Here is a 12,559-nt window from a genome sequence, read left to right as displayed (position 1 = left end):
TCATGGGAGGTACACCGCCACGAAGAGGAGCACCCACATCGCCGTCACGAAGTGCCAGCCCAGCACGTGACGACGCAAGGAGGCTCGCACGTCCGCGCCGCGCGTGTGGCGCCAGCAGACGAGGAAGAGATTGAAAGTCACCACGAGCACATGCAGCGCATGCAGCGCCGTGAGCCCGTGGAACGCGGATGCGGAGACTCCGCCCTCGGGGATGCGCACGTGCTCGGTCCACCAGGCCTGATGCGTCCACATCGCCTGGAGCGCGAGGAAGCCCAGCCCCAGGAGCAGGGCACACCTCGCGGGCCACCGTGACTCGCGCCGACAGAGGCCCAGGTGGAGCACGGCGCTCCCCACGAGCAGCAGGAGCCCCGTGAGACTCAGTCCCAACAGGGACACGGGGAGCGTGGGCCACGGTTCGCGCATCCGATACCAGCCCACCGCGAAGGCGAGCGAGGCGAAGAACATCGTCCACGCGGCGAGCCCCAGCACCGTGCCGAGCCATGCTGTTCCCTCCGCGTTCGCGTTCTCCGTGCGGGCGTCGTTCGCGGCAGTCAGCGGCGTCATGCCGAGAGGTTGAGACCTCGAGGGCGGAGTGGCATCGGCGCGCGTCTCCGACTCGGAGGAGCGGGGCTCATCCACCGCCGGCTTGCGCTCCGCGCTCATGTCGCGCACCTGGGGGCTCGTGCAGGGTTCGACAGGTGCTCGGCTGGACTCCGTCCGCGCTCGCTCATGTCACACTCCTCACGGTGGACGCCGTGGCCAGTGCTTCTTCACCGGCACCCTCTCGGGCCACACCTGGCAGGACCTCCGCCTGTCCAATCCAGTCGCGCCCCAGTTGCTCCAGCACCTCCGGCTGCGACAGCGCATGCGGCCCGCGCAGCACCACGGGGACTTGGGTGAAGTTGCCTTCGCCGGGCGGGCTCGATGCACACGTCCACTCGAGCGTTCCCACCTGCCACGGGTTCGCTTCCGCGGCTCGCCCTCGACGCAACGTCCACACCAGGTTCACCACGAACACCCCCTGCGCGGCGCCCAGCAGGAACGCGCACACCGTCGTCCACTGGTTCAACGGCAACAGGTGCTTCAGGTACGTGTACTGGTACGGGTCATACAGCCGCCGCAGTTGCCCCGCGTAGCCCGCCGCGAGCTGCCCGCCGAACACGCCGAGGAACAGCACCGCGCTCGACAGCACGTGCACCTTCGCGAGTCCCTCGTGCAGCGCGCGGCCGAACATCTTCGGGAACCAGAAGTAGAGACCCGCGAACAGGCCCAGGAAGCTCGCGGCTCCCATCGTCAGGTGGAAGTGCCCCACCACCCACAGCGTCCCGTGCAACGGCACGTCCGTGGCCACCGCGCCCAGCGCGAGCCCCGTGATTCCGCCCAGTCCGAACACCACCATCGTCGCCAGCGCCGCGAGCATCGGCGACGTCAGCCGCACGCTGCCTCGCCACAGCGTCATCAGCCAGTTGAGGAACATCACCTCCGCCGGCAGGGAGATGAGCAGCGTCAGCACCATGAACGTGCGGCCCAGCAATGGAGACATGCCACTGGTGAAGAGGTGGTGCGCGTAGACGAGTCCACTCAGCGCGGACACCGTCCCCATGGCCCCCGCCGTCAGTCGATAGCCATGCGCGGGCTTGCGACTGAAGAACGCCACCAGGTCCCCCACCATGCCCCACGCGGGCAGGATGAGGATGTAGACCTCCGGATGGCCGAACAGCCAGAAGAGGTGCTGGTACACCACCGGGTCTCCACCACCACCCACCGCCGCCGCGCCCGCGATGAAGAACTGCGTGCCCAGCAATCGGTCCATCAACAGCAATACTGTTGCAGCGGCCAGCACCGGCACGAACACCACGTTCAGCACCGAGGCGAAGAACAGTCCCCACACCGTCAGCGGCAGTCGGCCCCACGTCATCCCCGGCGCTCGGCACCGCGCCACCGTGACGACGAAGTTCAAGCCGTACGTGAAGGCCGAAATCCCCGCGCACAACACCGCCACCGTCACCAGCGTCTGCCCCAATCCGGGTGTGAAAGCCGACGTCGACAGCGGTGGGTACGCCGTCCAGCCCGCACTCGCCGGCCCGAGCCGCACCGCGAACGAGGCCAGCACCAACACGCCCCCGAGCGCGTACACCCAGTAGCCCAGCGCCGAGAGTCGCGGGAAGGCGAGCCCCCGTGCACCGATGGCCAGCGGCAACACGAAGTGCCCCAGTGCGCCGAAGAGCAGCGGCGTCACCGCGAAGAAGATCATCACCAGGCCGTGCATCGTGAAGACGGCCGTGTACGTGGGAGGCGTCAACGCGCCGTGGGACTCGGGCAGTGCCCACGCGAGCCCAGGCACCGGGCGCCCCGGCCAGGCCCACTGCCAGCGGATGGCCAGCGCCAGCAGTCCTCCGAGCAACAGGAAGCCCAGCCCGCTCCACAGGTAGCGCCGCGCCACGTCCTTGTGGTCGAGCGAGAGAAGACTCACGGCGCCTTCCACTCCCAGCCCCAGTGGGCCGCGCTGTCATCCGCGTCGTATGCCTGCACGGCCTGCCTTCCTGCTTCGCGCAGCCATGCGGCATACGCCTCCGCGGACAGGGCTCGCAGCTCGCCGCGCATGCGGTAGTGACTGGTGCCGCAGTGCTGATAGCAGGCCACTTCCCAGGCACCCTCGCGCGCGGCACGGAACCAGGTCTGATTCACGCGCCCCGGAATCGCATCCAGCTTCACGCGGAAGTTCGCCAGAGAGAAGCCGTGCACCACATCCGTGGAGACCAGCTGCACCCAGACAGGGACTCCCGCTGGCACGCGCAGGTCGTTCCACGTCACCACGTCGTCCGGTGTGTTGAAGCGGCCATCTTCGCCCGCGTAGCGCGCCTCCCAGGACCACTGGTGGGCGTTGATTTCAATCCGCACCGTGCGCGGGTCCTTCGCGGGGACGTCGAGGTTCCACAGCACATCTCGCAGGTAGCCCTCCGAGCCCACCAGCAGCGCTCCGTCCACCACCAGGAACGTGCTCAGCGCCAGGCCGAGCACCCACGCGCGAGAGCGCTTCGTGCCTCCGTCCGAGGCTGCTCGCTTCGAGCCTCGGAAGCGCCACACCGCCACCACCATCCACCCGAGCGCGAGGGCGGCCATGCCCGCCTCGAAGCGATGACTCCAACCCAGCAGTGCGTCGATGCGATGCCCGTCGACACTCGCGTCCTCGGGGAGCGCCAGCGTCCTCGCGCTCGTGGGCGTGTCCGACGATGGCTGGGATTTCTCCTCGACGGACGTGCTCACGCGCCATCCTCCCGGCCCGCGCGCCGCACCGCCCATAGCCCCACGCCCACCACCAGGAAGGGCGTGAGCATCAACCCCACGACCAGGAGCGCGGAGCGCACCGCGGACTCGGGCTCGCGCAGGGAGCACGTCGCACAGGCGAGCACGTCCAAGGGGAGGAGAGCCAGGAGGAGCCCGGCGAGCGACAAGGTCCCGCGCATTGTTCCCGCTGCGAAGTGGAACACGGTGCCTGGCGCCTGGAGGGGGAGTTCGCCTGATTCGCTCACACGCATCGCTCGCGTTGAAAGAACGGATGCGCCTCGTCGCCGCGAGGTGGAGCTCTCTATGGGAATCGCCGCAGCTGCTCCGACTGGATACATGCGCGCTCGAAGCTCTCGACTCGGAAGGAGGGACACGGCGTCGTCGAGTAGCTTGCTCCCACACAGCCCTCGCTCCGAAACGTGGGAGGCGGCGCCATCAAGTGACATGCGCCCATCCGCCCCTCGCTCCGAAACGTGGGAGGCGGCGCCATCGAGTGACATGCGCCCATCCGCCCCTCGCTCCGAAACGTGGGAGGCGGCGCCATCGAGTGACATGCGCCCATCCATTTCTCGCTCAGGATGGCAGGACACGGCGGCGTCGAGTGACATGCGCCCCGTCATCCCTCGCCCCGGAAAGCGGGACGCGGCTCGTCGACTCGGAGTGGAGCGCTCTCGCCAGTCATCACCGCTCTCCCGGCTAGCACGCGGACCCTGAGGCCTCAAGCCACGGCCCCGTCCGCGTTCCCCGGGCCCGCCTGCCCTCGGGGCGGCCTGCTGCCGGCTACACCTCGCGAGTAGGCAGGTTGACCCCTGTCCCTCCGACGCGCTTGTGCCCTCCCAGTCCTTTCGTTAGGTCCGGGCCATGTCCGCCGACTCCCCTCTCGCGCTCCCCCCGGCCCGTCTCACGCAACGCCCCGGCTTCTGGGCCGGTCTCGCCGTTGTCGCCCTGGGACTCGCCTCGGTCGCCGCCGTCAACCTGATGCGCGCGGGCAATGAACCCCTGCCCCAGTTGGGCGCCCTGCCGGACTTCACCTTCACCCGCCAGGACGGCAAGCCCTTCGGCAACGCCCAGCTCAAGGGCCACCCATTCATCGCCAACTTCATCTTCACCCGCTGCCCCACCGTGTGCCCGGCCTTCACTCGGAAGATGGCGCAGGTGCAGACGAGCACCGACTCCTTCGGCCCGAACCTCCAACTCGTCTCCTTCTCCGTCGACCCGAAGTACGACACGCCCGAGCGCCTCGCCGAATACGGCCAGCTCCATGGCGCCAACTTCGCCCGCTGGAGCTTCCTCACCGGCGACTACGACGTGCTCAAGGACACCATCGTCCAGGGCTTCAAGGTCAGCATGGGCCGTGAGGCCGGCGCCGCCGAGGACGACCTGCTCTCCATCTTCCACGGTACCCACTTCGTCCTCGTCGACTCGCGCGGAGAGATTCGCGGCTACTACGACAGCGCCGACAGCGACTCGACCGACCGGCTCCTGCGCGACGTGAAGCGCCTCGCCCGCGAAGAGGGCTGACCCGCACCGAAACCCGGGCCGGGATGATCCACAGGGCGCGCCACGCCCCTCCCCGGGAACTTCTCGCGGCAGCGCCACACCGCTTCGCACGGGCGTGATCCACCGCCTTAGAAGCCGAGAAAAAAGCTCTCAAAAGTCCATACTGCCAGTATGGATTTCCCCTCAGGGGCGAGGATCACGACTGGGTATCTATTCACCCAGGTTTAGTGCCCGGCCACGCGAACTGGGGGACGGCTTCGCCGTGACGAGGAGCAGCCACTGAGCCTGGCTCCGGCCAAGTGGCTGAAATGTGGCCTCCTTCCATGAAGGGTAGAGCCGCGCAGAGGCGGACTCACTCCATCGTCGCCAGTCCTGGCCCGAACCTTCCAGAACGGAAGCCCGTCCCGGGCAGGAGCTGTTGAAGCCCTGGCCCTGTGACAAACCAGGCCTCAGCCCCCTCACCTGTTGCTCCGACGAGAACCACCGCTCCAGCCACACGTGCATGGGCAAGCCGAAGGGCCGACCCCGCTCTCGCGGAAGGCCAGCCCTCGGTGCTCATTCATCTCGCCGCGGGACACCCAGCCTCCCGTACCCCGCAAAGCCGAAGGGCCGACCCCGCTCTCGCGGAAGGCCGGCCCTCGGGCTTGCCACATCTTCGCGCCAGGGGCGCGAGGCCTTACTCGATGAAGGAGGCGTGGCGCTGCGCGATGATGTTCTGCACGTTCTGCTGGCCGAGGACGTTGTCCGTCCACGCGCCCACCTTCTCGGCGCCGGCGCGAACCTGCTCGGCGACCTTGGTCACGTCCTCGATCTTCGAGGTGGCCTTCGCCAGCGCGCCGATGCCGCCGATGGGGCCCTCGCCGACCAGCGACGTCACGCCCTGCTTCAGCAGGCCGTCCACCACCGGGGCCAGGAACTTGCCCACGTAGGGGATCTTGTTGATCTGCTCGCTGATCTTGTTGGTGATGGGCTCGATGATTTCCGAGGCCGGCTTCTTCAGGAAGCCCAGCAGCTTCTCACCAAACTTCGCGATGCCACCGGCGAGGCCGCCGACCTTCTCCGCCGCGGAGCCAATGCCCTTGAGGACGTCCTTGAACAGCTTCGCGGGATTCAGATTGAACAGGCCCATGGTGACACCTCAGAGTTCGCGGGGGACGCGGAAGTTTGGGAGAGAGAAGACTCACAGTGATTCTCGACAGAGCGGCTGAATAGTTTCCGCCAGAATTTCCGTCGGATTTTCTTCCGCTTTCCAGCCCAGGGGGCCGGACCTCAGGCCCGGCCGCCACCGCCCCGCTTGATCTGATCCAACATCGCCTGCCGCGCCGCGGCGTCCTGGGTCCCCGTGGAGGGGGCCGACGGCGTCGACGGCGGCAACGGAGCGTCCGGCGCGCCCAGCGAGGGCTTCCCGCCCGCGGCCTTCTGCTCGAACTTGGAGTTGTCGAAGTCCGGAGCCGACCCGGGCAGCTCGCCTTTCATCCCTCGGATGAGGAGGTCCGCGGCCTCGTCGGACGTCAGCGGGGTGATGCCGTTCTTCTTCAGCTCCTCGTCCGGGACGATGTTCAGCTCCGGGTCGAGGTCCTTGTCCTGCGCGTACTTGAGGACCAGCTCCACGTAGTCCTCGAGCTTCATGTTCACGGCCGCGGCGATCTTCTTGGTGTCCGCGTCGCTCATCAGCTCGGCGCGAACCACCTCGATGGGCCGCTTGAGCCCGCGCTTGGGCTTGGGGGAAGCATTCTCCTGAGACATGTGATGCTCCGACGAAGAAAGGACGTGGGCGAAACTCTAGCCCAGTTTTCCTCGTTCACACATTCTCGCCCCCCGGGGCCCCCTGGAGCCCCTCGAGCGCGCGCTGATACGTCTCCAGGTCCGCCTCCGAGAAGAGCACCACTGTCACCTTCTCAAGATGTGACAGTCGGGCCAGGGCGGCCTGGATTTCCCGGAGGGCCACGGGAGCGGCCTTCTCGATGGGAAAGCCGTAGATGCCCGTGGAGATGGAAGGGAAGGCCACCGAGCGCAGCCCCAGCTCCGACACCCGGGCGAAGACGCTCTTGTAGCACCGGGCCAGCGTGGCCTCTTCGCCATGGGTGCCGCCGCGCCAGACGGGGCCGACGGTGTGGATGACGTGTCGGGCGGGCAGGCGGTAGCCCCGCGTCACCTTCGCCTGTCCGGTGGGGCAGCCGTGCAGGAGCCGGCACTCGGCCACCAGCTCCGGACCGGCCGCGCGGTGGATGGCGCCATCCACGCCTCCGCCGCCCAACAGTGAGCTGTTGGCCGCGTTGACGATGGCGTCCGCGTCGACTCGGGTGATGTCTCCTCGGATGAGCTCCAGCGACATGGGGTCTCCTCGCGTCTTCGAGTGGGCCGGGCGCCGACGGGCCCTCGCGCCTCGACTGACGACGGCGCGAGGGGACAAAGGCCCCTCGCGCGAGAAGCGCGCACTCGCGCCCTTCAGCGAGGCGACAGGTTGCGGGACGCCGGCTTGCGCGAGCTGGAGACCGGCTTGCGCGCCTTGGGGAGCGTGCGAGTCACCGAGCCGGGGCGACGGGCCTCCGCGGCCTCGCGCTCCGACTCCGCGACGGCCTTCGCAGCGGCGGCCTTCAGCGCGAGCTGCTCCGACTGGAGCGCCCAGCGCCGCCGCAGCAGCTCCCGCATGCCGTCCTTCTGCAGGTCCACCTGCGCCTGGTGCAGGCGGTAGTGCAGATCCTCCCGCAGCGTGCCGCGAGAGAGCGCCGCGTCCGCCGCGCCCGACACCCCCACCACCACCTTGGGGCGCTCCTCCTGCATCTGCAGGCAGCGCAGGATGAGCCCCTGCGCGTCGCGCCCGAGTTTGGCGGCATCGGGGATGAACAACACGCCGTTGCGCTGGCGAAGCGCCGCGGCCAGGTCCGTGGCCTGTCGCACCTCCACGAGCTCCACGTCGAAGTTGCGCGCGGCCTCCTGGGCCCAGCTGCGGCGCTCCTCCTCCGTGCCGCCATGGATGATGAGCGAGGCACGATTGCAGACGAGCTCTTCTTCTCGGTAACCACTGAGCGTCACCGGCAAACCCCCTGCTGTGATGCGTGGTGCGGGGATTCTAGCGCCCCATCGGGTCTCCCGTTCAACGGGCCACGTGTCCTGGCAGGTGGGGCTCGAAGCGACCCACCTGAAAACCCTTTCATGTGTACCTGAGTAACTGCTGTCTCAAACGTGTCACGTGCCGGGCACCACCATGACGGGCCGGCGGCAGCGCGCCACCAGCTCCCGAGCCACCGCGCCGGGCAGCGCGTCCGGCTCCCGCGAGGGCTCCCCCGACGTCCCCAGGCAGACCAGGTCCACGCCCTCGCGCTCGGTGGCCTGGCAGATGGCCTGCGCGATGTCCTCGCCCGTCACGCCCTCCACGCTCCAGCGCAGCGCCTGGGCGCCCTCGTCGCGAGGCACCAGCTCCCACAGCCGTCGCAGCATCACCTCGCGCTCGCGAGGAGGCTCCGGCAGCACGCCGTAGTGGTCCATGAAGCCCCCCGTCTCGCCCAGGCGCTTGCGGTGCACGTGCAGCAGGTGCACCCGGCCGCCCGGCCCCACCAGGGAGCGGGCCTGGGCGATGGCGCGCTCGGACGCGTCGGAGAAGTCCACCGGCACCAGCACGCTGCGCGGCGGCAGCGCATGCCGGGGCTCGCGCAGCACGTCCGGCACGCACACCACGGCCTGCTCCGCGTTGCGCAGCACCCCGGCCGACACCGAGCCGTGCCACAGCCGCTTCACCGCGCCGCGCGCGCGCATGCCCACCACGACGAGGTCCGCGCCGCGAGAGAGCGCCACGTGCAGCAGGTGGTCCGCCGGCCTGCCGAAGCCCGGCTCCAGCACCACCTCCACGCCGCCCTCTCCCAGCAAGTCCCCCACCTGCTCACGCACCTCGCGCAGCAGCACCGTCTCCACCGCCGGGTCCAACGCCTCCATGTCCCGCGCCTGGGGCTCCAGCAGGTCCACGTGGACGGGGGTGTGGATGCCCAACCGGTCGCGCTCCTCCAGCGGCGAGCACACGTAGGTGGCCAGCACGTCGCACGGCCCCACCCGGCGCAGCTCGCGCAGGAAGGCCACGGCGGCGTCGGCGGTGGGGGACAGCGGATCCACGCCCACCACGACGAGCAGGCGCCGCCGGCCTCGCAGCCAGTCCACCAGCGCGTCCTCGCGGCGCACCGACAGCACCGGGCCGCAGCCATGGCGCGCCAGCCGCTCCGGCAGCGACGCGCGCCGCCAGGCCGACGTGCGCCAGCCCTCCGCCGCGGCCACCACCCAGCGCGAGTGGCGGCACTCCTCGTCCGCGAGCACCGCGTCCGTGTCCGAGCGCACCCGGCAGCTCACCCGGCCCGGGGGGAGCTCCAATCGCTCCGCCTGCGCCTCCAGGTGCCGCTGGGCCTCCGGGCGCGTGGCCTCCGTCAGCGGCTCGCCGTCGATGACGCCCACGAGCAGGAGCGGCTCTCCCAGCCGGGCCGCCAGGGCCGCGGCGACCTCCACTTCCCGGGACTCCCGCGCCATCAGCGGGCTCGCACAGACGATGGCCATGGCCGCCCTCCTCGCGGGGATGGCCTGGATGTCCATCCCCTCCAGGACAGATGCGCACGACGCCGCCAGGCGGGGGGCCCCTCCGTCATGCCAGCCCGCCCGGAGGCCCATCGGTCGCCGGGCCCGAAGGCACACGGCCGCACGTCAGGACGGCTACTTCACCGGCTCCGGCCGGGGGTGTCCGTCGTGGTTGGTGTGGTCCTGCTCCTCGCGGCTGCCGCCCCGGTCGTCGCTCTTGCCGAACGTCGCGATGAACACCTGGGTGCCGTTGCTGGTGTACCGGTAGTGCCGACCCCACGGGTCCAGCGGCAGCGCGGGCAGGTACTTGGGCACCAGCAGGGGCTCCAGGTCCGCTTCTTCCGGCAGCTCGTTGCCGTCCGCGTGGAAGCGCGACAGCGCATCCTCCAGCACGCCGATGTCCTGGTGGATCCGCTCCGCGTACACCGCCTTCGAGCGCGTCAGCGCCCCCACCAGCACCGCGCAGATGAGGGCGAGGGCGAACACCAGCCCCACCCACAGCACGGGTGAGCGACGGGAGGGCGGAGGGCGGTCGTCAGCGGACGGATTCATGCCCCCCACCCTACCGCCAGAGGGGGCCTGGGGTGCGGAAGACTTCACGCGGGCCTAAAGCGCGCGGAATAGCGGCACCGGCTGCTGCTTACCCTTCAGGCGGACAGGGGGCAGGTCCTCGAAGGCCGTCTCGTTGGCGTCCACCAGCTCCCGGGTGCGCTCGCCCACGAGGATTTCCCCGGGGCCGGCGAGCGCGCACAGCCGCGCGGCCACATTCACCGCGTCGCCGATGCAGGTGTACTCGGAGCGCACGGTGCTGCCGATGTTGCCGGCGACGACGACGCCCGAGTTGATGCCCACGCCCAGCTCCAGCACCAGCGGGTGGCCCTCGCGGCCGTTGGCGGCCCACTCGGCCTCCGCCTCAACGCGCAGGTCCGTCATCGCGTCCATCATCATCTTCGCGCACTGGAGTGCGCGCAGCGCGTCGTCCGTGCGAGCCACCGGGGCGCCAAACACCGCCATCAGCCCGTCGCCGAGGAACTTGTCCAACGTGCCCCCGCACGTGAGCACCGCGTCGGACAGCCGGCCCAGCACCTGGTTGAGCACGCCGACGACCTGCTCGGGAGGGAGGCTCTCCGCCAGCCCGGTGAAGTTGCGGATGTCCGCGAACAACACCGTCACTTCGCGCTTCTCGCCGGTGAGCACCACCGCGTCCGCGCTCTTGAGGATTTCGTCCACCACCGCCGCGGACGTGTAGCGAGCGAACAGCTTGCGCATCCGCTCCGTCTCACCGGTGCGGCGCACCACGCTCTCGATGCGCGCCGCCAGCTCGTCCATGGACGCGGACTTGTTGACGTAGTCGTCCGCGCCCGCGCGCAGGCCGCGCACGCGCTCCGCCTCGCGGTCATTCGCGGTGAGGATGATGACGGGCAGGCCCCGCGTGGGGCCCTCCTTGAGGCGACGGCACAGCTCCACGCCATCCAGACCGGGCATCTCCAAATCGCTCAGGACGATGGCGGGCTGCAGCCGGCTCATGCCCTCCAGCCCCTCGAACGGGTCCTGGAAGCAGAGGACCTCGTAGCCCAGGGCGACCAGGCCCTCCTGCACGAAGGCACACGCCAGCGGGCTGTCGTCCACGACGACGACGCGGCGGCGCCCGTCGATGAAGGGCCGCGGATTCTCCTGCCGGCCCGCGATGCGGTTCTGCAAGCCGAGCGCCTCGTAGATTTGCTTGTACGTGCAGTGCCCCAGCTCCACGAGGATTTCGCCCAGCTTGCGCCCGTCGCGGCGCTGACGGGCGAGCGCTTCCTCGAGCTGCGCGAGCGTCACGTACTTGAGCCCCACCAGCAGCTCGCCCAGGGCGGGCTGCGAGGGCCCCTTGTCGTGGTGCAGACCCAACGCCTCTCCCAGCGCGTCCTGAATCTGCTCCCGGGTGACGTAGCCGAGGGAGATGAGCGCCTCGCCCACGCGCTGGCCAGTGAGCGCCTGGAGGGCCAGGGCTTCCTGCACCTGCACGGGCGTGACGATACCCAGCTTGAGCAGCAGGTCACCAAAGAGGGGGGATGCGCTCATGGGGGCCACCTCGGCGTCCGGTGGAGCCTTGGACGCGGCCGACAGCGTATCCCACCTCCCGACGCTCCGGGAGGACTCCACCCCGGGGATGAGCCGAGGCACCCGAGACCCGCCCACCTCACCGCCGAGGGGCGGGCCGGGCGGGCTTGCGGACGGGGGGAGGCGGGAAGATGAACTCCACGCGGCGGTTGGCCGTGCGTCCAAGCGACGTCCCGCTGGACTCGAGCGGCCTGTCCGCCCCGAGCCCCTGCGCCTCCAGTCGCTCCGTCGGGACGCCCTTCCCCTCCAGGTAGGCCACCACGGCCTCCGCGCGGGCCTGCGTCATCGCGCGTCCGGTGGTCGCGTCATCCCAGGCGTCGGTGTGCCCCTCCACGATGACGCGCGTCAGCTCCGGGTGCGCGAGCAGCACCCGGGCCACGTTGTCCAGGAGCGCGTGCGAGCTCGCCTGGAGCTTCGCCGTCTGACTCTCGAAGCCGATGCGCTCCAGCAGCTCCAGCCTGTCCCGCTGGAGGCTGACGCGCTGCTTGTCCTGGGCGGGGCAGCCCTGGTTCGTCGCCGGGCCGTACACCGTGGGGCAGTTGTCCCGGTGGTCCGCGAGGCTGTCACCGTCCCTGTCTCTCTCGGGACACCCGCGCAGATGGGGGACGCCCTCGTCGCGAGGACAGGCGTCGTCCTCGTCCGGGACACCATCGCCGTCCTCATCCTGCTCCGGACAGCCCTGCCGCTCCACCGGGCCGGGCTCCTCGGGACACACGTCGGCGTCGCCCTCCACGCCATCGCGGTCCGGGTCGACGATGGGGCAGCCCTTGCGCTCCAGCGAGCCGGCCTCGCGGGGACACGCGTCCTTGGTGTCCTCCACGCCGTCGTCGTCGAAGTCCCGGGCGGGACAGCCCTCCCGGAACGCGGGGCCCGCATGGCGTGGGCACTTGTCCACGGAGTCGTCCAGGCCGTCGCCGTCGGTGTCCTTGCTGGGACAGCCGCGCGTGGAGGCGGGGCCGGGGAGGAGCGGGCACGCATCCCCGGCATCGGACACACCATCACCGTCGCCGTCGGGAGCAGGCCGCGCCTGGGGCGCATGGCCACATCCGGAAGCGAGCGCCCCACCCAGCAGGAGGAGCAGGACTCCGCCGCGCAAAACACGCATCATCAC

The 12,559-nt window shown here is 70.0% G+C and carries 13 protein-coding genes; 1 reads left to right on the top strand and 12 read right to left on the bottom strand.

Annotation, left to right across the window (positions count from 1 at the left end; translation table 11 throughout):
• The 4 genes from HUA74_RS22705 to HUA74_RS22690 all read right to left on the bottom strand — a co-directional run bounded on the left by HUA74_RS22705 (position 1) and on the right by HUA74_RS22690 (position 3,467).
• On the bottom strand, positions 1-663 hold the full coding sequence (locus HUA74_RS22705; RefSeq protein WP_174456184.1) for a cytochrome c oxidase subunit 3: 663 nt from the start codon (positions 661-663) through the stop codon (positions 1-3).
• Between the two features lie 64 nt (positions 664-727).
• Positions 728-2,473 (bottom strand): cbb3-type cytochrome c oxidase subunit I, encoded by a 1,746-nt coding sequence (locus HUA74_RS22700; RefSeq protein ID WP_174456183.1) that lies wholly within the window; start codon positions 2,471-2,473, stop codon positions 728-730.
• Complete coding sequence (locus tag HUA74_RS22695) at positions 2,470-3,267, bottom strand: cytochrome c oxidase subunit II (RefSeq protein WP_371817291.1); 798 nt, start codon at positions 3,265-3,267, stop codon at positions 2,470-2,472. The genes HUA74_RS22700 and HUA74_RS22695 overlap by 4 nt, the downstream gene beginning before the upstream one ends.
• A complete protein-coding gene (locus HUA74_RS22690) occupies positions 3,264-3,467 on the bottom strand; it encodes a hypothetical protein (RefSeq protein WP_174456181.1) in 204 nt (67 codons plus the stop codon). Before HUA74_RS22690 ends, HUA74_RS22695 begins: the two co-directional genes overlap by 4 nt.
• Positions 3,468-4,149: 682 nt before the next feature.
• Between HUA74_RS22690 and HUA74_RS22685 the strand changes: the two genes are divergently transcribed.
• Positions 4,150-4,809 carry an SCO family protein gene (locus HUA74_RS22685; RefSeq protein ID WP_174456180.1) on the top strand — a complete coding sequence of 220 codons (660 nt, stop codon included), beginning with the start codon at positions 4,150-4,152 and terminating at the stop codon, positions 4,807-4,809.
• A gap of 655 nt (positions 4,810-5,464) precedes the next feature.
• Here HUA74_RS22685 and HUA74_RS22680 read toward each other — a convergent pair.
• From HUA74_RS22680 to HUA74_RS22645, 8 genes are all read right to left on the bottom strand, one after another.
• Complete coding sequence (locus HUA74_RS22680) at positions 5,465-5,917, bottom strand: hypothetical protein (protein ID WP_141646636.1); 453 nt, start codon at positions 5,915-5,917, stop codon at positions 5,465-5,467.
• A gap of 140 nt (positions 5,918-6,057) precedes the next feature.
• A complete protein-coding gene (locus HUA74_RS22675; RefSeq protein ID WP_141646635.1) occupies positions 6,058-6,534 on the bottom strand; it encodes a hypothetical protein in 477 nt (158 codons plus the stop codon).
• Between the two features lie 55 nt (positions 6,535-6,589).
• A complete protein-coding gene (locus HUA74_RS22670; protein WP_174456179.1) occupies positions 6,590-7,123 on the bottom strand; it encodes an O-acetyl-ADP-ribose deacetylase in 534 nt (177 codons plus the stop codon).
• A gap of 113 nt (positions 7,124-7,236) precedes the next feature.
• Positions 7,237-7,824 carry a Fis family transcriptional regulator gene (locus tag HUA74_RS22665; protein WP_141646633.1) on the bottom strand — a complete coding sequence of 196 codons (588 nt, stop codon included), beginning with the start codon at positions 7,822-7,824 and terminating at the stop codon, positions 7,237-7,239.
• A gap of 153 nt (positions 7,825-7,977) precedes the next feature.
• Positions 7,978-9,327, bottom strand: a complete 1,350-nt coding sequence (locus HUA74_RS22660) for a universal stress protein (RefSeq protein WP_174456178.1) — start codon at positions 9,325-9,327, stop codon at positions 7,978-7,980.
• 153 nt (positions 9,328-9,480) lie between these two features.
• Positions 9,481-9,897, bottom strand: a complete 417-nt coding sequence (locus HUA74_RS22655) for a type II secretion system protein GspG (protein WP_141646631.1) — start codon at positions 9,895-9,897, stop codon at positions 9,481-9,483.
• A 54-nt stretch (positions 9,898-9,951) separates the two neighbouring features.
• On the bottom strand, positions 9,952-11,409 hold the full coding sequence (locus HUA74_RS22650; protein ID WP_141646630.1) for an adenylate/guanylate cyclase domain-containing protein: 1,458 nt from the start codon (positions 11,407-11,409) through the stop codon (positions 9,952-9,954).
• 118 nt (positions 11,410-11,527) lie between these two features.
• Positions 11,528-12,556, bottom strand: a complete 1,029-nt coding sequence (locus HUA74_RS22645) for an OmpA family protein (RefSeq protein WP_174456255.1) — start codon at positions 12,554-12,556, stop codon at positions 11,528-11,530.
• Between the last annotated feature and the right edge of the window lie 3 nt (positions 12,557-12,559).

The organism is Myxococcus sp. CA051A (assembly GCF_013336705.1).
Classification (GTDB): Bacteria; Myxococcota; Myxococcia; order Myxococcales; family Myxococcaceae; genus Myxococcus; species Myxococcus llanfairpwllgwyngyllgogerychwyrndrobwllllantysiliogogogochensis.
This window is presented reverse-complemented; position numbering and strand designations above follow the sequence as displayed.